The following is a 24,088-nucleotide window of genomic DNA, read 5'->3' on the forward strand; positions in this document are numbered from 1 at the left end:
CTACAGGATGGACGACCAGAACGCGCACTGGTGATCACGGGCGAAATCGGTGCCCTTGATTGCTCCGGGTGCCAGCGACTGCACCGCCGAACGCCAGCCGGGATCGCCGGTGCGGGCGAAGCGTCCCCACGCCGTGATCATGTAGTCGGACAGCTCGCGCTGTGCCGGCGTCAGCGTCGTGCCCAGGTCGAACAGGTACGGCAGCTCCGAGCCGTGGAAGGCCCGGTACCCGCCGGGGAACGGTGGCAGGCCGGGGAAGAACACCGGTGCGGTGGCGTCGGCGAACTCGTAGCCCGGCACCGCGGTGCGGTGGCCCAGCTGCTGACGCGTGTCGTGGGTCGTGCAGGCCCACGACCTGTCCGTCATCGCGGCGGCGATCTCGTCACGGGCGTCGCCGTTGCCGTTGAGCGGATAGCGTGCGACGACGCGGTCGGCGACGTCCTCCCCGAACCACGCGGCCACCCTCGGCCGGTACTGCGCGTCCGGCACCGGCGCCGGTTCGAGCAGGCCCGTGAACAGGGTGAACTCGTCGTGCGTGGACCCCACCATCGTGGGTACCCGGTGCATCCGGCCGGTCCGCTGCGCGACCGCGGGGTCGACCGGGAGCACACGGGTGTCGTACGCGGGGAACGCGAACTGGTCGTGCACCTGCAGCAGCGTCGCCACCGGCAACGCCCGCAGGCACGCGATGTCCTGGCAGCCCAGCGACAGCGCGGCACCGGCCTTCTCGACCTCGGCCCGCGGCTTCCACAACGTCACGAACTTGCCCGGCGCCGAAGGTGTCGTCAGGCCGCAAGCGCCGGACTGGATGATCGCCTTGTGGAACAGCCCCGCCGCGGTGGGGGAGGCCAGCTGGGCGCAGACGCTCAGGCCGCCGGCGGACTCGCCGAAGATCGTCACGTTGCCGACGTCGCCGCCGAACGCGCGGGCGTTGCGGTGCACCCACTTCAGTGCCGCCTGCTGGTCGGCGATCCCGAACGCGCCCGAACCGGGCAGGCCGGGGTAGCCGAAGAACCCGAACGCCCCCAGCCGGTAGTTGATCGTCACCACGACGGCGCCGGTCTTCGTCGCGAGCCGCCGCGCGTCGTACAGCCTCGCGGCGCCGCTGGTGAACCCGCCGCCGTGGATCCACACCATCACCGGCCGCGGCCGGGCCGACGGTGCCGCCGGCGTCGTGACGTTGAGGTAGAGGCAGTCCTCGACCTCCGAGGACGGCTGGCCGAGCTGCGGGGTCTGCGCGCAGTCCGGGCTCGGTTTGGTCGCGTCCCGCACGCCCTGCCACGGTGTCACCGGTTGCGGGTCGCGCCACCGGTTCGCGCCGACGGGCGGTGCGGCGAACGGGATGTTGCCGAACGTGCGGTAAGTGCTGGTCACGGTGCCGGACACGGCACCTTTGTCGGTCTGGACGACCTGGCCGCCGCCCGCGGCGTGCGCGGCGGGGACCTGGAGGAAGGCGAGTGTCATCGCGGCGGCCGCGGCCACCGTCAGCGTTCTGGACATGAGTTGTTTGACCCCCTTCGACCTCAAACGTAGCGAGGGTGGCAAGGGGATGAAACGGCTGAAGGTCAACTGATCCGGTCACCGGAAGTAGACGGTTCCGATCACCGGTTGCCGACATACCGACCGGTCGGTACCCTCCGTTCCGTGGGTGACACAACACTTCCGCTCGTCGACGCGCTCGTCTTCGACTGGGGCGGCGTCATGACGGTCTCCGTGCCCGAGTTCGTCGGCGCCTGGCTGCACGCCGAGGCCATCGACCGGCAGGTCTACGGCCGGATCATGCGCGAGTGGATGAGCCGCGACGCGCTGCCCGACAACCCCGTGTTCCGCCTGGAGACCGGCGAGCTGACGGTGCGCGAGTTCGAACGCCTGCTCGCCGCTGAGCTGATCACCACCACCGGCGCGAGGGTCGACGACGACGGGCTGCTGCGGCGCATGTTCGGCGGCGCCACCCCCGACCCGGCGATGGTCGAGCTCGTCCGCAAGGCCCGCACCGCCGGCCTGCACACCGCGCTGCTGTCCAACAGCTGGGGCGAGGGCTACCCGAAAGACCTGCTCATCGAGCTGTTCGACACCGTCGTGATCAGCGGCCGCGTCGGCCTGCGCAAACCCGACGAGCGCATCTACCACCACACCCTCGACCGCATCGGCGTCACACCCGGCCGCACCGTGTTCTTCGACGACGCCCCGGTCAACGTCGACGCCGCCCAGGCCGTCGGCATGCACGCCTTCCGCCACACCGGCGTCGACGACACCCGCGCCCACCTCGCCACCCTCGGAGTGAACCTGTGACCGACCTCCCCGGCCTCGACCTGTTGGCGCTCGCCACGCATCTGGGCACAGGACCGCTGACCGGCGAACTGTTCCCCGGCGGCCGCTCCAACCTCACCTACCGCGTCACCGACGGCACCCACCGCTGGGTCCTGCGCCGCCCGCCGCTGGGCCACGTGCTGGCCACCGCCCACGACATGGCCCGCGAGTTCCGCGTCATCTCCGCCCTCGAGCCCACCTCGGTGCCCGTGCCGCACGCCCACCGGCTCGTCGAGGACACCTCCGTCATCGGCGCGCCGTTCTACCTCATGTCGGAGATGCCCGGCGCCGCCCTGCGCGAACGGTCGCAGTGCCCGTGGCTCACCCCCGACCAGGCGCGCACGCTGTCGGAGCGGCTCGTCGACGTGCTCGCCGACCTGCACTCCGTCGACCCCGCCTCCGTCGGCCTGCAGGACTTCGGCCGCCCCGACGGGTTCCTCGCCCGCCAGGTCACGCGGTGGGGCAAGCAGCTCGACGCCTCCCGCAGCCGCGACCTGCCCGGCATCGACGAACTGCGCGACAAGCTCGCCGACACCGTCCCAGGCTCGCCGCGGGCCGCGATCATCCACGGCGACTACCGCCTCGACAACGCCCTCGTCACCCCCGACCCCCTGCAGATCAGCGCCGTCCTGGACTGGGAGATGGCCACCCTCGGCGACCCGCTCGCCGACCTCGGCCTGCTCTACGTCTACTGGGCCGGCCTGGGCGTGGACAACGACCCCATCACCGGCAGCGTCCCGTCGATGCCCGGCTTCCTCACCCCCGACGAGCTAGTCGCCCGCTACACCGCCCGCACCGGCACCGACACCTCCGGCCTGGGCTGGTACATCGCCTTCGGCTACTTCAAGCTCGCCGTCATCGTCGAAGGCATCCACTACCGCTTCGCCGGCGGCAAGACCGTCGGCGCCGGCTTCGAGAAGCTCGGCGCGTTCACCGTCCCCCTCGTGCGGCAGGGTCTCGCCGCGGCCCACAAGGAGCTCTGACATGGACTTCGCCTACGACGCCAAGACCGAAGAACTGCGCACCAAGCTGCTCACCTTCATGGATGAGCACGTCTACCCGGCCGAAGCGGTGCTCGAACAGCAGCTGCACGACGCCGCCGACCCGTGGGAACGCCAGCCGATCCTCGAACAGCTCAAGGCCGAAGCCCGCAAACAGGGCCTGTGGAACCTGTTCCTGCCCGACGCCGAGCACGGCGCGGGCCTGACCAACCTGCAGTACGCGCCCCTGGCGGAGATCACCGGCCGCAGCCCCCACCTCGCCCCCGAGGCGCTCAACTGCGCCGCACCGGACACCGGCAACATGGAAGTCCTGGCCATGTTCGGCACCGACGAACAGAAGAAGCAGTGGCTGCAGCCCCTGCTCGACGGCGAGATCCGCTCCGCGTTCTGCATGACCGAACCCGACGTCGCCTCCTCCGACGCCACCAACATCGCCACCCGCATCGAACGCGACGGCGACGACTACGTCATCAACGGCCGCAAGTGGTGGTCCTCCGGCGCGATGAACCCCAACTGCGCCATCTTCATCGTGATGGGCAAGACCGACCCCTCCGCCGACCGCCACCGCCAGCAGTCGCAGATCCTCGTCCCGCGCGACACCCCCGGCATCACCGTCAAGCGCGCCATGAGCGTCTTCGGCTACCAGGACTACGCGCACGGCGGCCACGCCGAGATCGTCTTCGACGACGTCCGCGTCCCGGCCTCCAACCTGATCGCCGGCGAGGGCGAGGGCTTCGCCATCGCCCAGGCCCGCCTCGGCCCAGGCCGCATCCACCACTGCATGCGCCTGATCGGCATGGCCGAACGCGCCCTCGAACTCATGTGCCGGCGCGCCTCGTCCCGCGTGGCGTTCGGCAAGCCCATCGCCGCCCAGGGCGTCGTGCACGAGTGGATCGCCGAGTCCCGCGTCCGCATCGAACAGGCCCGCCTGCTCGTGCTCAAGACCGCGTGGCTGATGGACACCGTCGGCAACAAGGGCGCCCACACCGAGATCCAGGCCATCAAGATCGGCACCCCGCTGATGACCGAATGGGTCATCGACAAGGCCATCCAGGCCCACGGCGGCGCCGGCGTCAGCCAGGACACCCCGCTCGCCGAGCTGTGGGCCGCCACCCGCACCCTGCGCATCGCCGACGGCCCCGACGAGGTCCACCGCATGTCGCTGGCCAAGCGGGAACTCAAGAAGTACCTCTAGAAACGACGCAGGGGCGGACCGATCCCGGGCCGCCCCTCGTTTCTCGCCTAGAGGATCTCCTGCGTCGCCTCCAGGCCCGCGACCGCCGACCGCATCGCGCCCACGAAGTCCCAGAACAGCTGCGTCGTCGTGTTCTTGCGCTGCGCCGCGGTGTTCGTGGTGAACATCCCGCCCCGCAACGGCGTGGTCATCTCCACCTGCACGCCCGCGTCCAGCAACGTCCGGTTCACGATGTTGTCCGGGTCCCCGCCGTCCAGCGTCGGATGCGTCGACGCGTCCACCGCCGACATCCCCGCACCGGTCAGCGCCGAGATCACCCGCCCGCGCAAGTCCGCGTTCGCGCCGCCCACCAGCGCACACGCCTGGTCCGGCAACGTCCGCCAGTTCCGCTCAGCCTCCGTGACCGTGCACCCGTGCAGCGCCACCGCGTTGAACGCGCCCGCCGCCAGCGACTGCGCGTAATGGTCGTCGCAACCGGTCGAGGTCACGTGCAGCTCGGAGTTGCCCGAGGACCGCAACCCCTCGAACATCCAGTAGTCGCACACCGCGCCCGAGGCCTGCAGCGTCGCCGGGTGATAGCCCGCCACGGCCAGGCACAGCTCCGACGTCCCGGTCTCGATCCCGCCGCCGTGCGGCGCGAACACCACCGTCCGCCCGAACGCCTGGTGCCGCAGCATCCGCCGGCCCCAGTCCACGCCCTCCCGCAACCCCGGATCACGGTAGATCTCGCTGTAGGAGGCATAACCGGCCGCACGCGCCGGCACCACACGCGTCAGCAACGGCGTCGCCGCCACCAACCCGAGAAACACACGTCTGGAAGTCCCCATGACCGGGCAGGCTACGGACCGCGGACCCCGCGCAGAGGTCAGTTGTGCCAGATGATCTGTTCCAGGAGGAACCGGTGCCCACCCCCGAGGAGCAGCTCGCCGAGGCGAAGAAGCAGCTCGGCCTCCCGCAGATCGTCGCGATCTGCGGCTCCACCCGCTTCATGACCGAGATGACCGAGGCCGATCTGCGGGAGACCGCGGCCGGACGGATCGTCGTCAAACCGGGCTGCGACCTGAAGTCACCGCACGAGCTCTGGTCCGATCCCGCCGGGGCCGAGGCGCTGAAGGTCCGGCTCGACGACCTGCACCGGGCGAAGATCCGGCTCGCTGACGAGGTGCTCGTGGTCGGCGACTACCTCGGAGACAGCACCCGAGCCGAGATCGCCTACGCCCGGTCGCTGGGCAAGCCCGTGCGGTTCACACATCCCGAGGTCGGCCCCGGCGCCTGAGCGGCTCGCGGAGATCAGTTGCTCAACGCTTCCCGCGCCGCCAGCGCCGCCCGGCAGGCGTGCACGAACCCCCAGAACACCTCGGTCGTCGTGTGCCGCCGGTCCGACCGCGAGTTCTCCTCGAACATCGCCGCCCGCAGGGGAGTGGTCAGCTCCAGCTGCCCGCCCTGCCGCGACCGCGTCCGGTTCGCGATGTTCGACCGGTCGAAGCCTCCCAGTATCGGGTGGTCCACCGCGTCGATCGTGTGGAACCCGGCCCGCCGCAACGCCGCCAGCAGCTCCATGCGCAGCAACCCGTCCCGGCCGCCGACCAGCACCGCCCGGTCGTGGTCCTCCAAGCCGGCCGCCGCGGCCGTGCACCCGTGCAGGCCCAACGCGTAGGAGGCGCCGGACACCAGGTCGCGGGCCACGCGGTCGTCGCAGTTCGACGAGGTCACGTGCAGCTCGTCGTTCGCGACCGACCGCAGGCCCTCGAACATCCAGTAGTCGTGCGTCTGGCCGATCGGCACCCGCGTGGACGGGTGATAGCCCGCGATCGCGAGACACAGTTCCGACGTGCCGACCTCGATGCCACCGCCGTGCGGGGCGAGGACGACGGACGGCGTGCGGGGCCGGTGCCGCCTGAAGCGACGCCGGTAGTCCACCCGTTCCACCAGTCGGGGATCGGCGTAGAGGTCGGAGTTGGACGCGTAGACGTCTAACGCCGCCCACTGAGGCTGGGGTCTCATGGCGGGCGGAAGCCTACCTGCCGTCACCCGGTCGGCCGCCGCCCGCCGGGTGGATCACGCGTCGATCTGCTTCGGCGCTTCCTCACCCGAGGTGATCGCGATCTTGCGGGGCTTCGCGCGTTCCGCGATCGGAATCCGCAGCGTCAGCACACCCGCGTCGTAGCTGGCGTCGATGTGGTCGGTGTCGAGGGTGTCACCGAGGAACAGCTGCCGCGAGAACACACCCAGCGGCCGCTCCGACACCTGCATCTCGACGTCCTTGCCCACCGGGCGGCGCTCCGCCTTGACCGTCAGGACGTTGCGCTCGACGTCGAGCTCGATCGCGTCCGGCGTCACACCCGGCAGATCGAAGCACACCACGAACTGCTCGCCGTCGCGGAAGGCGTCCATCGGCATCGCCGTCGGCCGCGACCACGTCCCCGGAGTCCCGAACACCTGCTGCGTCAGCCGGTCCAGCTCACGGAACGGGTCAGTGCGCATCAACATCTGACACCTCCTGATATCCCTCGTTGGACTGTCAATGCGCTGCACCACCGTTGTAGCATGTCGTCGGAACGATGACAAGTGACGGCCGTCATCGGAAGGACGACATGACGAACGACCCTCGAAACGACTACGAAACCGTGCGCGCTGCGGCCGCCTCACCCGGCGACGCGACCCAGGTCCTGGCCGCGCTCATGCTGCTGCGCGAGCTGCGCGACGAGCTGTCCGGCTGGGAACCCCAGCTCATCGAGGCCGCCCGCGCCCTGGGCACCAGCTGGGCCGACCTCGCCCCGGCACTGGGCGTCGCCAGCCGCCAGGCCGCGGAGAAGCGCTACCTGCGCGTCCGGCGCACCGGCGAGTCCGGCACCGGCGACGAACGCGTGCAGGCCGAACGCGACCGGCGCGCGGGAGACAAGGCCGTCGCCGCCTGGGCACGGCGCAACGCGGGCGTGCTGCGCATGCTCGCCGCCCAGGTCGGCCCGCACGACGACGCCGTGCAACAGGCCCTCGGCGGCGAGGACGCGGCCGGCCTGCTCGCACCGCTGGCCGAGGCCGTCCCCGCGTTGCGCGACGAGCATCCGGGGCTCGCCGAACGCATCGCGGCGATCAGCGAGCAGACCGACCAGGTGCGGCTCGACGCCCAGGCACGGCTGCAGCAACGTCAACGCCGCGCCTGAGGCATCCGCGCGTCCACGACAGCGCCGGACGACCACGCCCAGCGGCACGCACGGCACCGGCGCTCCCTGCTGTTGGGTTGTACGCAGGGCCCCCGCGTACTCCAGGAGAGTACGAAAGCTCCCCGCGTACTCTGGCCGGGCGTTCGGCGCGGCTTCGCGCTGAGGCGGTGAGCTCCGTCGTCACGCCCGCAGCAGCGTCAGCGTCCCCGCCGAGGCGTCCAGCTCCGCCGCCACACCCAGCGGCAGCGACCACTGCCCGGCGCAGTGCCCGAACCCGAAGTCGCCCAGGATCGGCACCTCCAGCCCGGACAACCGGTCCCACAGCACCGACGCCACGTCCCCGCAGCCCGTCCACGACCCCAGCACGATCCCCGACACCGGCTCGAACCACCCCGCCCGCAGCAGCTGCGTCAGGATCCGGTCCAGCCGGTAGGGCTCCTCGCCGACGTCCTCCAGCAACGCGATCGCCCCGCCGACCGGCGGGGCCCACCGCGGCCCGCCCACCCCCGCCGCCAGCAACGCCGCGTTGCCGCCCGTGAGCACCCCACGCGCGGTCCCCGCCACCACAGCCGTTCCGGCCGTCCACGACGACGTGCCCTCGAACAGCAACGCCCGCAGCCGCTGCTGCGCCACCGGGTCGTCGACGAAGTCCGAGGTGCCCGGCATCGGCCCGAACACCGTCGGCAGACCCACCTGGTTCAGCTCCGTGTGCAGCACCGTCACGTCCGACGAGCCCACGAACACCCGCGGCGGCAGGTCCTTCCACGGCACCAAATCGGTCATCCGCAGACATCCGTAGCCGCCCCGCACGCACACCACCGCGGCCACGTCCGAGCACCAGGCCGACACGAACTCCGCAGCGCGCGCGTTGTCCGAGCCGGCCAGATAAGGCAGCGACCACGACGCCACCACAGGTGTGGTGACCTCCAGGCCCCACGAGCGCAGCACCGCCACCCCCGCCGCGACCTTCTCGGGCAGGGCCGGGCCGGCCGGGGACACCAGCGCGACCCGGTCACCCGCGCGCAGCACGCGGCTCACTCGGACAGTTCGAGCACGGGCACACCGGGCGGGGTGAACCCGAAGACCTGTCCGTAGAACGACAGCTCCGCCTCCAGCGCGGCCTTGATGTTCTCGGCCTTGCGGAACCCGTGCTGCTCGCCGGCGAACCTCAGGTAGGCGTGCCGGATGCCCGAGCCCGCCAGGTCCGCGGCGAACCGGTCCGCCTGCTCCGGCGGGCAGATCTCGTCCTCCAGGCCCTGCAGCAGCAGCACCGGGCCCGACGCCGACCGCGCCCTGCTCGACGGCGACCGGTCCCGGTAGCGGTCCTCGGCCTCGGGCAGCCGGCCGACCAGGCCCTCCACGTAACGGGACTCGAAGTCGTGGGTCTCGCCGCCCTCGGACGTCCAGCCCTTCAGGTCCAGGATCGGGAACGCCACCATCCCGCACTGGTACACGTCCGTCGAGGTCAGCGACGCCGCCGACGTCCAGCCACCCGCCGAGCCGCCCCGGATGCCCAGCCGCTGCGGGTCCGCCGTGCCCTCCTTCGCGAGCTGCTGCGCCACGAACGCGCAGTCCTCCACGTCCACGACACCCCACTGCTCGCGCAGCCGTTCCCGGAACGCCCGCCCGTAGCCGGTCGAACCGCCGTAGTTCACCGCCACCACACCGATGCCGCGGCTGGTGAAGTAGGCGATGTCGAGGTCCAGCTTCGGCAACGCCCGCCCCGTCGGGCCACCGTGCACGTGCACCACGTACGGCGGCAGCTCGCCCTCCGGTGCCGCGAAGTCCGGGTTGGACGGCGGGTACACGTACGCGGGGATCTCGCCGAACATCCGCTCCACCGGCTCCGGCAGGTAGGCGTCCTGCGGGGACGGCTCGCCACCGGTCAGGTAGGTCAGCTCGCCGTTGGACAGGTCCAGGCGCACCACCGCGAACTCTCGGGTCGGCCCGGCCGCGCCGCAGACCACCACGCCGTCGCGCACCGACAGGTCCGGCGCCCACGTCGGCAGGTCGGTCTGCACGTCGGTCACCGTCGCGCTGCGCTCGTCCAGCACCGCCAGATGCCCCGACCGCACCACCAGGTACCGGCCGGGCGACAGCGGCGCGAACCAGCGGTTGCCCAGCCGCCACATCGGGCCGCCCAGCTCCTCGGAGCACGGCGCGAGGTTGCGGCGCGACCCGTCCAGGCTCACCCGGAACAGGTTCCACCAGCCGTCCGGGTCGGTCAGCGCCAGCAGGGAGTCGCCCTCCCACTCGAACTGGCACACTGCCTCGGTCTGCGACCCCGACACGACCCGGTGCCCGGTCGAGCCGACCTCGGCCACGCACAGCTCGGTGCCGTCCCACGGCATCTGCGGGTGGTTCCAGCCGATCCACGCGAACTTCGTGCCGTCCGGGCTGATCTTCGGGCCGGTCATGAAGTGGTGCGAGGCGCCGAGCACCCGCACCTCGCCCTCAGGGGTGATCGCGACCAGGTCGCGGCGCACGTCGGTGCGCGCGTCACCGGTGATCGTCTCCCGCACGCACCACACCTCGCCGTCCGGACCCGCGGACAGGTCGGCGTAGCGCACCCCGTGGTGCCGCTCGGGCTCCGGCGTCAACGGCGTCGGCGCGGGCGCGTCCGGGTCGAACACGTAGACGCGCTGGTCGTCCCAGTGCGTGAACGCCACCCGGTCGTCGGACAGCACCGCGAACGGCCGGCCGCCGTACTCGTGCACCCGGTTGCGGGCGTTCCACGGAGCGGGCAGCACGTCCACACCGTCGCGCACCAGCGCCACTCTGCCGCCCTCGGCCGGCCGGCTCTCCGCCCACCACACCCGCTCGCCGTGCAGGTCGGCCCACTGGAACCCACCGCCCGGTTTCGAGGTGTCGCCGGCTGTGATCGGCGATTCCCAGGTCCCGTACGAAGCGATCTTCACCACAACCCGACCCTATACGCGGAGTGTTTGGTGGGGGAGGACCTGCCGACGATCTCCGCGTGGCCTAGGGTCGTAAGGGCCATGGCTCGTGTCATCCACGTATTCCGCGCACCCGACCGGTTCGTCGCAGGAACCGTCGGGCAGCCCGGCGACCGCACCTTCTACCTGCAGGCCTCCGAGCAGAGCAGGCTGATCAGCGTCGCCTTGGAAAAGCAGCAGGTCCAGGTCCTCGCCGAGCGCATCGGCTCGCTGCTCGAGGAGGTCCACCGCCGCTTCGGCACCGACGTGCCGGAAGACGCGCCGCCGGACGACCTCGACACCGAACCGCTCGACGTGCCCGTCGAGGAGGAGTTCCGCGTCGGCACCATGGGGCTCGGGTGGGACGCCGAGTCCAAGGCCGTCGTGATCGAGCTCCTCGCGATCTCCGAGGAGGAGGTCGACGAAGCCGTCGTGCTCGACGACACCGAGGAAGGTCCCGACGCCGTGCGGGTGTTCCTCTCGCCGTCCGCGGCCCGCGCGTTCGCCGAGCGCGCCGACCGCGTCGTCAACGCCGGCCGCAAACCGTGTCCCCTGTGCGCCGAACCGCTCGACCCGGACGGCCACATCTGCCCGCGGCAGAACGGCTACCGCCGCACCGAAGAAGACTGACGTGGACACCGCCGCGGCCCTGGAGTTGCTGACGCACGGCCGCATCGAGGTCGAGGGCCGGCTCGTCGACGCCTCCAACGCCACGCTGTTCTGCAAGATCAGCATGGACGGCGTCGACGCCCAGTGCGTCTACAAGCCCGTGCGCGGCGAACGCCCCCTGTGGGACTTCCCCGACGGCACGCTCGCGGGCCGCGAGGTGGCCACCTACCTGATCTCCGCCGCGGCCGGGCTCGACCTCGTGCCCCCGACCGTGCTGCGGCCGGGCCCGTTCGGCTCCGGCATGGTCCAGCTGTGGGTCGACACCCGCGAAGAGGACGAACTGGTCGACATCGTCGGTGTCGACGACGTCAAACCGGGCTGGATCCCCGTCTTCCACGCCCACGACCGCTTCGGCGACCCCGCCGTCCTCGTGCACGCCGACCACCCGCGCATCGCGCTCATGTCCGCGTTCGACGTCGTGGTCAACAACGCCGACCGCAAAGGCGGCCACGTCCTGCACGCCGTCGACGGCTCGGTCTACGGCGTCGACCACGGCATCTGCCTGCACACCGAACCCAAGCTGCGCACCGTGCTGTGGGGCTGGGCCCGCGAACCACTGCCCGCCCCGGTCCTGGAGTCGCTGCGCCGGCTGAGATCCGCGCTCGACGGCGCGCTGGGCGAGTCCCTGCACGACCACCTCACCCGCGCCGAGGTCAGGGCCGTGGGGGAGCGCACCGACAAACTGCTGGCCGAGGGCATCTACCCCGAGCCCTCCGGCGACTGGCCCGCCATTCCCTGGCCCGCTTTCTGACCGTCCCCCCAGCGTCAGCCCGGTGAGCGAACTGGAAGAGATCCGCGCGTGGGCTCACCGCCACGCCCCGCTGCGCTGGTGCGGGGCCAATTCCGCTGCTCGACCGGCACACCGTCACTACGCTCGGCGACCATGCCGTTGATCAACCCGCCCAAACCCCGGCCAGGCGACCGCGTCGCCATCGTGTCCCCGTCGGCGGGCCTGCCGGGTCGTTTCCCGCTGCCCCACGAACTCGGTCTGCGGCGGCTGAGGACCGAATTCGGCCTCGACCCGGTCGAATACCCGACGACCCGCACGATGGGCGCCACCCCGCGGGAACGCGCCGCCGACCTGCACGCCGCGTTCGCCGACCCCACCGTCAAGGCCGTGATCGCCTCCATCGGCGGCGACGACCAGATCACCGTCCTGCCGCACCTGGACGCCGAGCTGATCACCGCCAACCCCAAGCCGTTCTTCGGCTACAGCGACAACACCAACCTGCTGCTGTGGCTCGCCCACCGCGGCATCGTGGGCTTCTCCGGCGGCTGCGTCATGGTCCAGTTCGGCCGCCCCGGCGCGATGCACCCGGCCACCGCCGCCTCGCTGCGGGCCGCGCTGTTCACTCCCGGCGAGTACGCATTGGCCGAGAGCACCGCCTACGGCGACCGGGAGGACCCCTGGGAGGACGAGGCGACCTTCGCCGGCGAACCCCGGCTCGACCCCAGCGGTGGCTGGATCTGGCACCAGCCCAGCTACACGGCGCAGGGCCCGTCGTGGGGCGGCAACCTGGAGATCCTGTCGTGGCTGATGATGGCCGACCGGGAGATCAAGCCGCCCGAGCACTACGACGGCGCCATCTTCTTCTTCGAGACCTCCGAGGAGATGCCCTCCGACGTCGAGGTCTACCGGATCCTGCGCAACATGGGCGAACGCGGCCTGCTGCAGCGGTTCGCGGCGGTCATGGTCGGCCGCGCCAAGTCGTGGTCGTTCGACAACCAGACCACCGACCGCGCCACCTACACCGCGCGGCAGCGCGCCGCGGTGCTCCGGGCGTTCGGCCAGTACGCGCCCGAGACGATGATCGTGTTCGACGTCGACCTCGGCCACACCGACCCGCAACTCGTCATCCCTGTCGGCGGCACCGTCCGCATCGACGGGCCACAGCGGTCCATCACCGTCACCTACTGACCGTCCCCGCACCCCCGCGGTGATCGTCGACAACGACGGCGGCCGCCCGCAACGCCTCGTGTGCGACCGGCTCGTCGTGGCCGGCTGGCCCGTCCCGCTGCTGCCGGTCAACAGGTGGGTCGTCGACGGCAGGGCGCGGACCTGCGGCTGCTCACCACCTGCTTCGGCGCCAACGCGTTCTGGCTCCCGGCACTGGCCGACCACCAGTTCCGCCGCCAGGCCGCGGCCGGCTCGCTAACCTGAACCCGGTGATCGACGAGCACGCCAGGTCCCGGCTCATCCGACGGTTCGGCCACGACGTCACCACGTGGATCGACGCGCTGCCCGACCTGGTCGCCACCCTCACCGCCCGCTGGGACCTCACCCTCGTCGAGCACGTGCCCGGCGGCACCGGCGCCACCTTCCTGTGCACCACCGCCGTGCTCAAGGTGACCCCCGACCACGACGTCGCCGCACTCGAAGCCCGCGCCCTCACCGCCTGGGCCGGCACGCCCGCGATGGCCGACCTGCTCGACACCGACCTCGCCCGCGGCGCGCTGCTGCTCGAACGGATCACCCCCGGCACCCCCGCCGACGAGCCCACCCGCGTCCTGCCCCAGCTGCACGACACCGCGAACCCGGCCGGTTTCCCGCCGCTCGGCGCCCGCGTCGACTTCCTGTTCGAGACGCTGCTGACCCGCCGCACCGGCACCTACCACGCCACCGAGCACCACCTCGCCCGCAAACTCGCCGAGGACAACGTCACGCCGGTCCTGCTGCACGGCGACATGCACCCCGGCAACGTCCTGCAAGGCCCCCGCGGCCCGGTCGCCATCGACCCGCGCGCCCACGCCGGCGACCCGGCGTTCGACTGGATGGACTTCGTCCACGACGGCCACGACCTGCACGGCGCCGACGTCGACCTCGACCGCGTGCAGGAGTGGCTCACCGCCTTCAAACCCTTCTACGGCTAGGGTTTGCGACCGTGCGTTCCCACGACTACGGCCGCGACGTCCTCTCCACCCCCAAGCGCAAGAAGGTCCCCGAGATCCCCGCCGAGCCCGGCCTCGTCGTCGAGGACCCCGCCAGCGGTTTCTGCGGCGCCGTCGTGAAGTTCGAGCACGGCCAGGTCGTGCTGGAGGACCGCCACGGCCGCCACCGCCTGTTCCCGCTGCGCCCCGCCGGGTTCCTCGTCGACGGCCAGCCGGTCACCCTCGTCAAACCCGCGCCACAAAAACAACAACCCCGCATCAGCGCGTCCGGCTCCGTCCGGGTCGAAGGCCTGCGCGCGCAGACCGCCAAGGCCAGCCGCATCTGGGTCGAGGGCAAGCACGACGCCGAGCTCGTCGAACGCGTCTGGGGACACGACCTGCGCGTCGAGGGCATCGTCGTGGAGCCGCTCGACGGCGTCGACGAGCTGCCGGAGCGCATCGCCGAGTTCGGCACCGCGCCGCACCGCCGCCTGGGCGTGCTGGTCGACCACCTCGTCGCCCGCTCCAAGGAGCAGCGGATCGTCGAGCAGATCCACGACGACAACGTCCTGGTCACCGGGCATCCCTACGTCGACATCTGGCAGGCCGTCAAACCCCGGGCACTGCGGATCGAGGCGTGGCCGGTGATCCCCAGGAACGTCCCCTGGAAGGAAGGCGTGTGCGCCGAGCTCGGCTGGGGCGAGACCTGGGAGGGCTGGCAGCGCGTCCTCGGTGCCGTCAGCAGCTACCGCGACATCGAGTCCGACCTGCTCGGCGCCGTCGAGCGGCTGATCGACTTCGTCACCGCCGGGCAGGACTGACCCGCGTGTAGCCGGCGATGATCACACCCTTGCCGGTGGTGACGCAGCCGGTCAGCTCGAACTCGGTCAGCGGCGCCGGCCCCTCGAACAACCGGGTGCCGGTGCCCAGCGTCAGCGGGTGGATCACCAGTGTGCAGTGGTCGAGCAGCCCGGCCGCGTGCAGCGAGCGCACCAGCGCCGCGCTGCCGACGATCGACAGGTCTCCGTCGAGCGCCGCGACGTCGTCGAGGCCGCGCAGCAGCACCGAGTTCTGCCACGCGCCGGCGTCGCCGAGGCTGCGGGAGACCACGTACTTGGTGACCGCGTTCATGTGCGCGGTGAACGGGTTGCCGTCGGTCGCCGTCGCCCACGCGCCGATGAAGTCCTGCCAGGTCCGCCGCCCGAACAGCATCGCACCGGCCCGCGCCATGCCCTTGCCCATCTCCTGAGCGAGCACCTCGTCCTGGTAGCGGCCGCCCCAGCCGCCGCGGGTGAAGCCGCCGCGGGTGTCCTCGTCGGCGCGCCCCAGGCCCTGCACCACACCGTCGAGCGTCATGAACATCGTCGCGGAGATCGAACGCATCGCCGTAACCCCTTCGTCAATAACATCGTGTCGCGGGCTACACGAACGGCCGATCCGGGATTCGACATCGGCGGATGATCGATTTTGTTACGGTCGGGGGCCCAGCACGGTGAATCTCGGAGCCGGGTGCTCCCCGTTGGTGTATGTATGGGCGCATGGCCGCGCTGATCTGGCTGATCGTCGGGATACTGCTCGTCGTCGCCGAGGTTCTCTCCGGCGACTTCGTGCTGGTCATGCTCGGCGCCGCCGCACTGGCCGCGGCCGGCGTGTCGGCACTGGGCGCCGCCGACCTGGTCAGCGTGCTCGTGTTCGCGGCCTCGTCGGTCGGCCTGATCGTCGGAGCCAGGCCGTTCGTGAAGAGGAGGCTGCTCGGCTCGGGGATCAAGATGCACCACGAGGCGCTGCTCGGCGGCAAGGCCATCGCGGTGTCGCGGGTGGACGAGCACGGCGGGCAGGTGAAGATCGGCGGCGACACCTGGAGCGCGCGCACCCTCGACGGGTCCGTGGTCGAAGAAGGCGAAGCCGTCACCGTTGTCGAGATCTCGGGTGCGACCGCCGTGGTCATAGCGGCTGTGTGACCCAGAAGGATGTGAACCGAGTTGGACCCGATCACCGCTGTGGTCGTGGCCGTCATTGCGCTCTTCGTGCTGACCATCGCCATCAAGTCGGTGCTGGTCATCCCGCAGGCGCAGGCCGCCGTCATCGAACGCCTCGGCCGCTTCCGCACCACCGCGGCACCCGGCCTGAACATCATCGTGCCGTTCATCGACAAGGTGCGGGCCCGCATCGACCTGCGCGAGCAGGTCGTGTCGTTCCCTCCGCAGCCGGTGATCACCCAGGACAACCTGACGGTGTCCATCGACACGGTCGTCTACTTCCAGGTCACCGACCCGCGCAGCGCGGTGTACGAGATCTCCAACTACATCGTCGGTGTCGAGCAGCTCACCATCACGACACTGCGCAACCTCGTCGGTGGCATGAGCCTGGAGGAGACGCTGACCTCCCGCGACCACATCAACGGCCAGCTGCGCGGTGTACTCGACGAGGCGACCGGCCGCTGGGGCCTGCGCGTGGCCCGCGTCGAGCTCAAGTCCATCGACCCGCCACCGTCCATTCAGGACTCGATGGAGAAGCAGATGCGCGCCGACCGCGAGAAGCGCGCCATGATCCTCACCGCCGAGGGCCAGCGGGAGTCGTCGATCAAGACCGCGGAAGGCCAGAAGCAGTCGCAGATCCTCGCCGCCGAGGGCGCCAAGCAGGCCGCGATCCTCGCCGCCGAGGCCGAGCGGCAGTCGCAGATCCTGCGCGCGCAGGGTGAACGCGCCGCCCGCTACCTGCAGGCTCAGGGCCAGGCCAAGGCCATCGAGAAGGTCTTCGGCGCGATCAAGGACGGCAAGCCGACCCCGGAGGTGCTGGCCTACCAGTACCTGCAGACGCTGCCGCAGATGGCGCAGGGCGACGCGAACAAGGTCTGGATGATCCCGTCCGACTACGGCAAGGCCCTCGAAGGGTTCGCCCGCATGCTCGGCGCGCCCGGTGACGACGGCGTCTTCCGCTACGAACCGCCTGCCGACAACGCCACGCGTCCCAAGCCGGAGGACGACGACGAGTCGATCGCCGACTGGTTCGACACCGCCCCCGACCCGAAGGTCGCCGAGGCCGTCGCCGCCGCGGAGGCCGTGGCGCGCAAGGAGGTGCCCGGCCCGCTGACCACCGCGCGCTCGGTGGCCGCCGCCTCGCCCGTGCCGGAGCTGGAAGCCGAGCAGCCGCGGTCGCTGCACCAGCCCGACGACCAGTCCTGAGCCCCGCGCCTCGCACACGATGAACGGCGCATTCGTTCACCTCAGGTGGACAAATGCGCCGTTCATCGTTTTTCCGGGGGTGTGTCGATCGAACGGTGTGCCCGTTCGACCTGAGCGTGAAAGGGTCCACAACGGACCCACCGATCCCACTGGGGAGTGACACCACATGAAGTTCATGCTCATCTGGCGCCAGACCGAGGCCGACGCCTGGGAGAAGCTCGGCGCCGTCGACTTCGAGCAGATGCTGGAGACCGTGGGCCGGTTCAACGAGGAGCTGATCGAGGCCGGTGTCCTGCTCGCCGCCGAAGGCCTCGCGCCCGCCGAGGAAGGCGTGGTCGTGGACTTCTCCTCCGAACCGCCCGTGGTCACCGACGGCCCCTACGGCGAGACCAAGGAGCTGTTCAACGGCTTCTACCTGATCAACGTGCCCACGATCGAGGACGCCGTCGAGTGGGCCAAGCGCACCCCGCTGACCGGTCCCGGTTTCAAGACCGAGATCCGCCGCGTGCCGACCATCGACGAGTTCCCGCAGGACAACGAGTGGATCAAGAAGGAACGGGCCTGGCGCGAGGCCAACGGTCAGCTCTGATCTGATAGCTGCCCATGAGCGACCCCACCGGACGCAAGGCCGTGGCCGCGGTGTGGCGCATCGACTCCGCCAGGATCGTCGGTGCGCTCACCCGCTACACCGGCGACTTCTCGCTCGCCGAGGACCTCGCCCAGGAAGCCCTGGCAGAGGCCCTGGTGACCTGGCCGCGCGACGGCGTGCCGGACAACCCGGCCGGGTGGTTGCTCACGGTCGGCCGGCGGCGCGCGATCGACGCGTTCCGCCGCCGCAGCACCCGTGACGAGAAGTACGCCGCCCTCGCCCACCACCTGCCCGAGGGCGGCGCGCTGACCGGTGCCACCGAACCCGGACCCGCGCCCGACGACGTGCTGTGGGACCCCGACCAGATCGACGACGACACGCTGGCCCTGATGTTCACCTCCTGCCACCCGGTGCTGTCGCGGGAAGCCGGTGTGGCGCTGACGTTGCGCGTGGTCGGCGGTCTGACCAGCGACGAGATCGCGCGGGCGTTCCTGGTGCCGACCGCGACCGTGCAGGCCCGCATCACCCGCGCCAAGAAGGCCCTCGGCGCCGCGGGCGTGCCGTTCGAGGTGCCGCCGGCCGACGAACGCCCCGCCCGCCTCGCGCAGGTGCTCAGCGTCATCTACCTGATCTTCACCGAGGGCTCGTCGGCCAGCTCCGGTGACGAGGTCATCCGCCTGGACCTCGCCGGAGAGGCCCAACGGCTCGCGCGGATCCTGTCGCGGCTGATGCCCGAGGAGCACGAGGCGCACAGCCTGCTCGCGCTGCTGGAGCTCACCGCCGCCCGCTTCCCGGCCCGCCGCGGCCCCGACGGCGAGACCGTGCTGCTGGAGGACCAGGACCGGCGCCGCTGGGACCGTTCCGCGATCGCCCGCGGCCGTGCCGCGCTGGCCAAGGCCACCGCCATCGGCCGCGGTTACGGCTACTACGGGCTGCAGGCCGCGATCGCCGAATGCCACGCGCTGGCCCCGTCGGTGGCCGAGACCGACTGGAACCGCATCGTCGCGCTCTACGACGCGCTGGGCCGGCTCTCCCCGTCCCCGGTCGTCGCGCTCAACCGGGCGGTCGCGGTGTCCATGGCCCGGGGACCCGCGGCGGCGCTGCCGATCGTCGACGAACTGGCCGCCGGCGACGCGTTCAAGGACTCCCACCAGCTGCCCGGTGTACGTGGCGAGCTGCTGCGCCGTCTCGGTCGCTTCGACGAGGCACGCGCGGAGCTCGAGACCGCGGTCCGGCTGTGCGGCAACGAACGCGAACGCGCTGTGCTGACCCGCAAGCTCGACGATCTCGCCGCACCCGGAGACTGAACCCGCACACTGGCCTGTCGAAGAGTGAATCCGGTGGTCGTGAACAGTTCCGTGGTCAAGAGGGCCGAGACGCGCTGGCGAGGCTTGAGCGGCCGAAGACGTGACCTGCTCGCCGACATCGCGGTCGTCGTGGCGTGTGGCGTCGTCGATCTCACCTGGGCGTACGGGGCCGAGGAGGTGGAATGGACATTCGCGGCCACGGGTCTGCTCGCGGTGCGCAGGAAGTTCCCCTCGGCCGTGGCGGTGCTGGTCGCCTCGATCGACGTCCTGGCGCCCGGCTCCGTCTTCGCGGCGGTGTTCTGCGCTCTCGTCACGGTCGGCTCCCGTGCCCGCGTCGTCCCGGGGACGCTCGCGGCCGTCGCGACCTCGGCGGGCTTCGCGATCCCGCTGTGGGACGACGAAGAACCGTTCTCCGTCACCGTCGCCGCGTCGGGCATGGTGCTGCAGATCGTGCTCCCGCTCGCGGTCGGGGTGTACCTGCGCCACTCGCGGCAGATGGTCGCGATGCAGCGGGACCAGGCCGTCGCACGGGAACGTGACCGGATCGCGCGGGAGATGCACGACGTGCTGGGTCACAAGCTCAGTCTGATCGCGCTGCACGCGGGAAAGCTCGAGCTCACCGGTACCGACACGGAGACGGCGCGATTGCTCGGTGGTACCAGCCGCGCGGCGATGCGGGACCTGCGCCAGATCATCGGTGTGCTGGACGCCCAGCCGGCGACCGTGGCCGAGCTCATCGAGAGCTCCTGCCGCGCGGGCCTGCGGGTCAAGACGGCCTTGTCCGGTGATCTGAACGCTCTTCCGCCCGAGGTGTCCGACGCCGTGCGGCGCGTGGTGCAGGAGGCGCTGACCAACGTCCACAAGCACGCCGGACCGGTCGACGTCGTCGTCGAGTTCGAGGTCGTGCGGAGCAGGCCGCGGCTGACGGTCCGCAACAGCCCACCGGCACGGCGACCGGAGACACACGGCACCGGCACCGGCCGGGGACTCGCCACCCTGGCCGCGGAGGTGCGCACCCGCGGCGGCCAGCTGAGCTGGGGGCCGCAGGACGACGGAGGGTTCGCGGTCACCGCGGTGTTCGAGCAGGGAGTGGACGTCACGTGATCTCCGTTGTCATCGCCGACGACGAACAGCTGGTCAGGGCCGGTATCCGGGGTGTGCTGGAGACCGCGGGGGACATCGCGGTCGTGGCGGAGGCCGCCAGCGGCTCCGAGGCGCTGCGGCTGGTGCACCTGCACCGGCCCGACATCCTGCTGATGGACATCCACATGCCCGACGGCGACGGGCTGGCCACCGCCGAGATGGTCGGCAAGCACGTCCCGGCCACCGCGGTCGCGATGCTGACCACGTTCACCTACGACCACTACGTCCAGAGCGCGCTGCATTCGGGAGCCGTCGGGTTCCTGCTCAAGGACATGGAACCGCGGGCGCTCATCAGCGCGGTGCGGGCGATGGCCGCCGGCGACGCGGTACTCGCGCCGCAGGTGACCCGGTCGGTGCTCACCACGTTCCGTGATCGGGACCCGCGGCGCGCGCACCGCGCCCGAGCCCGGCTGGCCGGGTTGTCCGAACTCGAACGCAAGGTCCTGCGGCTGCTCGCCCAGGGCCTGGCCAACGCCGAGATCGCACGGTCCTGCCAGATGAGCGAGGGGTCGGTGAAGGCACACGTCAGCCGCATGCTCGTGAAACTGGACTGCGGCAACCGCGTGCAACTGGCGATGATCGCCTACGACGCCGAGGACAACTACTGACAGACCGGTGGCGCTGTCCGGGTGACCAGTGGTGAGACCTCCGGGTGTCCGGTACTGACTGAACGATAGTTACATCCCACGGCCGTGGTTCCCGTGGCCGTGCCACGTTCGGTTTGTGATCAAACTCCGCTCGACCGCACGGGCGAGCGTGGCGATCGTGGCCGCGATCGCCGTCGCAGGGCTCGTGCTGTACCTCATTCCCACCGGCGGAAAGGACCCGGAACCCGGAAAACCCGGCGCTGACAGCACAGACCTGCTGTCCGACGTGCAGCAGTTCACCCAGGGCATGTCCGCCGAGACCGGCTACACGCGGCCGACCCAGACCGAGCGCACCGCCATCAGCAACGGCGTGCAGCGTGTCCTCGACAACGCGCCGGACGAGGCCAAGAACGTGCTCGCCGCGGTCGGCTACACCGTCCGGCAACGCGTCGACACCGCCACACAACGCACGTACCACGAGATCTCGGACAACGCCGGAAGCCCCCGCGGCTGGGGCCGCATCATGATCGACACCTCCGAGAACGCCCGCCTGGGCATCGAGGTGCCGCACCCCAAGGCCGACCAGGACAGCGAGTCGCTCGGCGTCGAGCTGTTCCGCAAGGCCCCCGGCTCGGTGCTGGTGATCGCCGGCGCACACCGCCGCGCCGCCGAGAACCGGGTGGCCGACATGGCGCACACGACCGCCAGCGTCTTCGAGGAACTGCACGAACTGCTGGTGCGCCGCAAGGTGCCGGTCGTGCAGCTGCACGGGTTCCAGAACGAGACCGCACCCGACAGCGACGTCGTCGTCTCCGCCGGACCGCCGCTGAGCAGCCCGTTGGCGGTGCAGACGGCCCAGCGGCTGGAGTCGGCGGGCCTGTCGGTGTGCAAGCCCTGGGTGACCGGGTGCCCCGGCCTGGAGGCGACCACCAACGTGCAGGCGCGCTATTCCGACGAGCAGAAGGCCGAGTTCGTCCACGTCGAGGTGTCCAGGGACATCCGCGACAGCCCTTCGGCACGTGACCAGGTCGCGTCCGTGCTCGCCGGGAAGAAGGGCGACAGATGAGCCGCACCCGTGTTCCCGGCGTCCTGGCACCCTGGCTCGTCGGGCTGATCCTGTTCTCGCTGCTGGCCGGCGGCGCCACCGCCTACCTGGCGCGCCCGCGCGCGCTGTCCCCGGTGCCCCAGTCGGTGCTCGACGCCCGGCGGGAGAGCACGACCGCGGCCGCGCAGGCCATCACGCGGTCTCTCAACGGCGGGCTGAGCAGCATGGCCGAGATCGCCACCGTCGTCGACGAGTCGCTGAAGCAACGCAACCGCGCGCTGCTGCTCCCGTTCCGGGCGCGGATGTGGAAGTCGCTCTACGTCCTGGATCAGACCACCAGGACCGTGGTCGCCCAGGTCGGCGAGGCCGCGCAGCCCGCGGTGCTGGGCGAACCCCTGCCCAAGGAGGCGGGCATGAAGATCGCCCAGGTCGGCACCACCCACCAGATCGTGCAGTACACACCCGTCGGCAAACCGGCCGAGGCGAAGTACCTGCTGGTCGGGCACTACGACCCCAACCGGCTCAGCGACCTGCTCACGGTGGCGGGAGCGGAGGGCACCTGGCTGGTCGACCGGTCCGGCTCGGTGATCGTCGGCGTGGGCACCGGTACCCAGTTGCCGCAGGGCTTCGTCCCACCGGCCACCGACCCCGGCGAGAACGCCGCGGGCAGCCAGGCGCAGCGGACGGGCGACCGGATGGACGTGCTCGCCTGGGCCTCCCTGACCGGACGGGCGCCGTCGAACGGGCTGGGCTGGAGCGTGGTGTCGAACAAGCCGGTCACCGACGTCGCCGTGGCCACCGACGACTCCCGGCGCCGCGCCGTCACCGTCGGCCGGGTGCTGGCGGCCCTGGTCGTGATCGTGTTCGCGGCCCTGTTCCTGTTCGTGCAGCGGCCGATCCGGCAGCTCCGGAAGGTCAGCGGCGAGTCGCACCCGGCGGTGCCCGGACCGAAGTACGGCGAGGCGGGCCGCGTCGCGCGGACGTTCGCCCAGGCACGCACGACCAAGGCCGATCAACAGGCCGACGAGGAAATGGCAGAGCACCGATGACCACGCCAGAACAGCGCCCCCGGCGTCACTTCCCGATCGCCCTCGTCGTCTGGGCGCTGGGCGCCACCGCCTTCCTCGGCCTCGGCGCGGCCGTGGCGACCGCTCCGTCGTCGTGGCTGGTGGAGGACATCCCGCAGAGCGTCGTGACCGAACAGCAGACGCGCACGGCACTGGCCGCCCGTCAGCTGCAACGGGCGCTGGACAGCGGCGCGTCCGACCTCAACGCCGTCGCCGCGGGCATCCGGACGCTGACCGACGTCGACACACCGGGCCGGCTGCTGACCCAGCTGGTGGCCACCCGAACCCGCTACCGCGGAGCCGCCTACCTCTCACCGAGCGGCGCCGTGCTGGCCAAGGCCGGTGAGGACGTCGACGCGGGCGCGATCGCCGCGTCGGACAAACCGGCGCTCGCGGCCGCCGCGCCGCAGGGCGTGTCACCGCGGGTCTTCGTCGCGGTACCGGTCACCGGTGACCGGGCGGGCCGGATCGTCGCGGAGTTCAACCCCCAGTCGCTGATCTCGCCGCTCGCCCTGGCCGGACCGGGCAACACGCGGCTGCTCAACGCCGACCGGCTGGTGATCGGCGCCACCTCCGGCTTCACCGCGTTCGAACCGCTGAGCAGGCCGGATCTCGACCAGGCCGCCCAGTCCGCGCGCACCGCCGGAGCGGGCGCCGCCCTGCACGACGTCGACGGCCGCAGGCACCTCGTGAGCTGGGCGCCGGTGGCCACGGCCGAACAGACCCGGCAGCTCGGACTCGTCGTGGTCACCGACCGGCCGGAGACGTCGCTGACGCTGCCGCACTCGTCGGAGCGCAACGAGCTGGTGCTGCTCGGCGTGCTGATCGCGGCCCTGACCGTCGTGATCTTCGGCTGGCTCTGCGCGGTCGTCATCAGCCCCCTGTGGGCGCTGGCCCGCGACGCCCGGCGGATCGCGGGCGGCGACATCGCCGCACCGGTCATCGTCCGCCGCTACGACCACCTCGGCCTCGTCGCACGCGACCTCGAACGCGTCCGGCGCGGCCTGGCCGGGAGGATCTGA

27 protein-coding genes are annotated in these 24,088 nt (G+C 71.3%); 20 read left to right on the plus strand and 7 right to left on the minus strand.

Going from position 1 to position 24,088, the window contains the following annotated elements; genetic code table 11:
* Nucleotides 1-1,500, minus strand: coding sequence for a carboxylesterase family protein (locus ABZV40_RS10645; RefSeq protein ID WP_355438377.1), 1,500 nt, complete (start codon nt 1,498-1,500; stop codon nt 1-3).
* Between the two features lie 144 nt (nt 1,501-1,644).
* Between ABZV40_RS10645 and ABZV40_RS10650 the strand changes: the two genes are divergently transcribed.
* The 3 genes from ABZV40_RS10650 to ABZV40_RS10660 are packed head-to-tail and all read left to right on the plus strand — an operon-like array spanning nt 1,645 to nt 4,506.
* Entirely contained in the window at nt 1,645-2,292 is a 648-nt protein-coding gene (locus tag ABZV40_RS10650) for an HAD family phosphatase (protein ID WP_355438379.1), read from the plus strand.
* Nucleotides 2,289-3,293, plus strand: a complete 1,005-nt coding sequence (locus ABZV40_RS10655; protein ID WP_355438381.1) for a phosphotransferase family protein — start codon at nt 2,289-2,291, stop codon at nt 3,291-3,293. The genes ABZV40_RS10650 and ABZV40_RS10655 overlap by 4 nt, the downstream gene beginning before the upstream one ends.
* 1 nt (nt 3,294) lies before the next feature.
* Nucleotides 3,295-4,506: an acyl-CoA dehydrogenase family protein gene (locus tag ABZV40_RS10660; protein ID WP_355438383.1), complete on the plus strand. Its 1,212-nt coding sequence runs from the start codon at nt 3,295-3,297 to the stop codon at nt 4,504-4,506.
* Between the two features lie 47 nt (nt 4,507-4,553).
* On the opposite strand, the gene ABZV40_RS10665 is transcribed toward ABZV40_RS10660, so the two are convergent.
* Nucleotides 4,554-5,333: a poly-gamma-glutamate hydrolase family protein gene (locus ABZV40_RS10665; RefSeq protein ID WP_355438385.1), complete on the minus strand. Its 780-nt coding sequence runs from the start codon at nt 5,331-5,333 to the stop codon at nt 4,554-4,556.
* A gap of 74 nt (nt 5,334-5,407) precedes the next feature.
* On the opposite strand from ABZV40_RS10665, the gene ABZV40_RS10670 reads away from it, so the two are divergent.
* Nucleotides 5,408-5,782, plus strand: coding sequence for a hypothetical protein (locus ABZV40_RS10670; protein ID WP_355438387.1), 375 nt, complete (start codon nt 5,408-5,410; stop codon nt 5,780-5,782).
* Between the two features lie 14 nt (nt 5,783-5,796).
* On the opposite strand, the gene ABZV40_RS10675 is transcribed toward ABZV40_RS10670, so the two are convergent.
* Nucleotides 5,797-6,510, minus strand: coding sequence for a poly-gamma-glutamate hydrolase family protein (locus ABZV40_RS10675; RefSeq protein ID WP_355438389.1), 714 nt, complete (start codon nt 6,508-6,510; stop codon nt 5,797-5,799).
* A 54-nt stretch (nt 6,511-6,564) separates the two neighbouring features.
* Entirely contained in the window at nt 6,565-6,996 is a 432-nt protein-coding gene (locus ABZV40_RS10680; RefSeq protein WP_355438391.1) for an Hsp20 family protein, read from the minus strand.
* A gap of 104 nt (nt 6,997-7,100) precedes the next feature.
* On the opposite strand from ABZV40_RS10680, the gene ABZV40_RS10685 reads away from it, so the two are divergent.
* Entirely contained in the window at nt 7,101-7,670 is a 570-nt protein-coding gene (locus tag ABZV40_RS10685; RefSeq protein WP_355438393.1) for an HSP18 transcriptional regulator, read from the plus strand.
* 180 nt (nt 7,671-7,850) lie between these two features.
* Here ABZV40_RS10685 and ABZV40_RS10690 read toward each other — a convergent pair whose 3' ends face one another.
* Both ABZV40_RS10690 and ABZV40_RS10695 read right to left on the minus strand, forming a co-directional pair.
* Nucleotides 7,851-8,708, minus strand: a complete 858-nt coding sequence (locus ABZV40_RS10690; RefSeq protein ID WP_355438395.1) for an LD-carboxypeptidase — start codon at nt 8,706-8,708, stop codon at nt 7,851-7,853.
* Nucleotides 8,705-10,591 (minus strand): prolyl oligopeptidase family serine peptidase, encoded by a 1,887-nt coding sequence (locus ABZV40_RS10695; RefSeq protein WP_355438397.1) that lies wholly within the window; start codon nt 10,589-10,591, stop codon nt 8,705-8,707. Before ABZV40_RS10695 ends, ABZV40_RS10690 begins: the two co-directional genes overlap by 4 nt.
* A gap of 78 nt (nt 10,592-10,669) precedes the next feature.
* Here ABZV40_RS10695 and ABZV40_RS10700 point away from each other — a divergent pair, with 78 nt between their 5' ends.
* The 6 genes from ABZV40_RS10700 to ABZV40_RS10725 all read left to right on the plus strand — a co-directional run bounded on the left by ABZV40_RS10700 (nt 10,670) and on the right by ABZV40_RS10725 (nt 14,964).
* A complete protein-coding gene (locus ABZV40_RS10700; protein ID WP_355438399.1) occupies nt 10,670-11,236 on the plus strand; it encodes a DUF3090 domain-containing protein in 567 nt (188 codons plus the stop codon).
* 1 nt (nt 11,237) lies between these two features.
* Nucleotides 11,238-12,026: an SCO1664 family protein gene (locus tag ABZV40_RS10705; protein ID WP_355438401.1), complete on the plus strand. Its 789-nt coding sequence runs from the start codon at nt 11,238-11,240 to the stop codon at nt 12,024-12,026.
* Between the two features lie 132 nt (nt 12,027-12,158).
* Entirely contained in the window at nt 12,159-13,193 is a 1,035-nt protein-coding gene (locus tag ABZV40_RS10710) for a S66 peptidase family protein (RefSeq protein ID WP_355438403.1), read from the plus strand.
* Nucleotides 13,194-13,307: 114 nt separating this feature from the next.
* A complete protein-coding gene (locus ABZV40_RS10715) occupies nt 13,308-13,436 on the plus strand; it encodes a hypothetical protein (protein ID WP_355438405.1) in 129 nt (42 codons plus the stop codon).
* Nucleotides 13,437-13,441: 5 nt separating this feature from the next.
* Nucleotides 13,442-14,146: an aminoglycoside phosphotransferase family protein gene (locus ABZV40_RS10720; protein WP_355438407.1), complete on the plus strand. Its 705-nt coding sequence runs from the start codon at nt 13,442-13,444 to the stop codon at nt 14,144-14,146.
* An 11-nt stretch (nt 14,147-14,157) separates the two neighbouring features.
* Nucleotides 14,158-14,964: a DUF3097 domain-containing protein gene (locus ABZV40_RS10725; protein WP_355438408.1), complete on the plus strand. Its 807-nt coding sequence runs from the start codon at nt 14,158-14,160 to the stop codon at nt 14,962-14,964.
* On the opposite strand, the gene ABZV40_RS10730 is transcribed toward ABZV40_RS10725, so the two are convergent.
* The gene (locus ABZV40_RS10730) at nt 14,945-15,526 is read right to left on the minus strand and encodes a dihydrofolate reductase family protein (RefSeq protein ID WP_355438410.1); all 582 of its coding nucleotides are present in this window, start codon (nt 15,524-15,526) and stop codon (nt 14,945-14,947) included. The two genes, ABZV40_RS10725 and ABZV40_RS10730, sit on opposite strands and share 20 nt — an antisense overlap.
* Before the next feature lie 155 nt (nt 15,527-15,681).
* Here ABZV40_RS10730 and ABZV40_RS10735 point away from each other — a divergent pair, with 155 nt between their 5' ends.
* The 9 genes from ABZV40_RS10735 to ABZV40_RS10775 all read left to right on the plus strand — a co-directional run bounded on the left by ABZV40_RS10735 (nt 15,682) and on the right by ABZV40_RS10775 (nt 24,088).
* The gene (locus ABZV40_RS10735; RefSeq protein WP_355438412.1) at nt 15,682-16,104 is read left to right on the plus strand and encodes an NfeD family protein; all 423 of its coding nucleotides are present in this window, start codon (nt 15,682-15,684) and stop codon (nt 16,102-16,104) included.
* Between the two features lie 30 nt (nt 16,105-16,134).
* Nucleotides 16,135-17,328, plus strand: coding sequence for an SPFH domain-containing protein (locus ABZV40_RS10740; protein ID WP_355438773.1), 1,194 nt, complete (start codon nt 16,135-16,137; stop codon nt 17,326-17,328).
* A gap of 166 nt (nt 17,329-17,494) precedes the next feature.
* Entirely contained in the window at nt 17,495-17,917 is a 423-nt protein-coding gene (locus ABZV40_RS10745; protein ID WP_355438414.1) for a YciI family protein, read from the plus strand.
* A 14-nt stretch (nt 17,918-17,931) separates the two neighbouring features.
* Complete coding sequence (locus tag ABZV40_RS10750; RefSeq protein WP_355438416.1) at nt 17,932-19,224, plus strand: RNA polymerase sigma factor; 1,293 nt, start codon at nt 17,932-17,934, stop codon at nt 19,222-19,224.
* A 39-nt stretch (nt 19,225-19,263) separates the two neighbouring features.
* Nucleotides 19,264-20,328, plus strand: coding sequence for a histidine kinase (locus ABZV40_RS10755; protein WP_355438418.1), 1,065 nt, complete (start codon nt 19,264-19,266; stop codon nt 20,326-20,328).
* Nucleotides 20,325-20,975: a response regulator transcription factor gene (locus ABZV40_RS10760; protein ID WP_355438420.1), complete on the plus strand. Its 651-nt coding sequence runs from the start codon at nt 20,325-20,327 to the stop codon at nt 20,973-20,975. The genes ABZV40_RS10755 and ABZV40_RS10760 overlap by 4 nt, the downstream gene beginning before the upstream one ends.
* A gap of 115 nt (nt 20,976-21,090) precedes the next feature.
* A complete protein-coding gene (locus ABZV40_RS10765; protein ID WP_355438422.1) occupies nt 21,091-22,020 on the plus strand; it encodes a hypothetical protein in 930 nt (309 codons plus the stop codon).
* Nucleotides 22,017-23,048: a hypothetical protein gene (locus ABZV40_RS10770; protein WP_355438424.1), complete on the plus strand. Its 1,032-nt coding sequence runs from the start codon at nt 22,017-22,019 to the stop codon at nt 23,046-23,048. The genes ABZV40_RS10765 and ABZV40_RS10770 overlap by 4 nt, the downstream gene beginning before the upstream one ends.
* Nucleotides 23,045-24,088, plus strand: coding sequence for a hypothetical protein (locus tag ABZV40_RS10775; RefSeq protein WP_355438426.1), 1,044 nt, complete (start codon nt 23,045-23,047; stop codon nt 24,086-24,088). Before ABZV40_RS10770 ends, ABZV40_RS10775 begins: the two co-directional genes overlap by 4 nt.

The sequence above is a fragment of the Lentzea sp. NPDC004782 genome, assembly GCF_040609115.1.
Classification (GTDB): Bacteria; Actinomycetota; Actinomycetes; order Mycobacteriales; family Pseudonocardiaceae; genus Lentzea.

What these genes read in the sequence shown, in the direction of transcription:
- ABZV40_RS10645 (WP_355438377.1), bottom strand. Translation starts at nt 1,500, where the DNA reads ATGTCCAGAACGCTGACGGTGGCCGCGGCCGCCGCGATGACACTCGCC.
- ABZV40_RS10660 (WP_355438383.1), top strand. Translation starts at nt 3,295, where the DNA reads ATGGACTTCGCCTACGACGCCAAGACCGAAGAACTGCGCACCAAGCTG.
- ABZV40_RS10665 (WP_355438385.1), bottom strand. Translation starts at nt 5,333, where the DNA reads ATGGGGACTTCCAGACGTGTGTTTCTCGGGTTGGTGGCGGCGACGCCG.
- ABZV40_RS10675 (WP_355438389.1), bottom strand. Translation starts at nt 6,510, where the DNA reads ATGAGACCCCAGCCTCAGTGGGCGGCGTTAGACGTCTACGCGTCCAAC.
- ABZV40_RS10680 (WP_355438391.1), bottom strand. Translation starts at nt 6,996, where the DNA reads ATGTTGATGCGCACTGACCCGTTCCGTGAGCTGGACCGGCTGACGCAG.
- ABZV40_RS10685 (WP_355438393.1), top strand. Translation starts at nt 7,101, where the DNA reads ATGACGAACGACCCTCGAAACGACTACGAAACCGTGCGCGCTGCGGCC.
- ABZV40_RS10700 (WP_355438399.1), top strand. Translation starts at nt 10,670, where the DNA reads ATGGCTCGTGTCATCCACGTATTCCGCGCACCCGACCGGTTCGTCGCA.
- ABZV40_RS10710 (WP_355438403.1), top strand. Translation starts at nt 12,159, where the DNA reads ATGCCGTTGATCAACCCGCCCAAACCCCGGCCAGGCGACCGCGTCGCC.
- ABZV40_RS10730 (WP_355438410.1), bottom strand. Translation starts at nt 15,526, where the DNA reads ATGCGTTCGATCTCCGCGACGATGTTCATGACGCTCGACGGTGTGGTG.
- ABZV40_RS10735 (WP_355438412.1), top strand. Translation starts at nt 15,682, where the DNA reads ATGGCCGCGCTGATCTGGCTGATCGTCGGGATACTGCTCGTCGTCGCC.
- ABZV40_RS10745 (WP_355438414.1), top strand. Translation starts at nt 17,495, where the DNA reads ATGAAGTTCATGCTCATCTGGCGCCAGACCGAGGCCGACGCCTGGGAG.
- ABZV40_RS10750 (WP_355438416.1), top strand. Translation starts at nt 17,932, where the DNA reads ATGAGCGACCCCACCGGACGCAAGGCCGTGGCCGCGGTGTGGCGCATC.
- ABZV40_RS10770 (WP_355438424.1), top strand. Translation starts at nt 22,017, where the DNA reads ATGAGCCGCACCCGTGTTCCCGGCGTCCTGGCACCCTGGCTCGTCGGG.
- ABZV40_RS10775 (WP_355438426.1), top strand. Translation starts at nt 23,045, where the DNA reads ATGACCACGCCAGAACAGCGCCCCCGGCGTCACTTCCCGATCGCCCTC.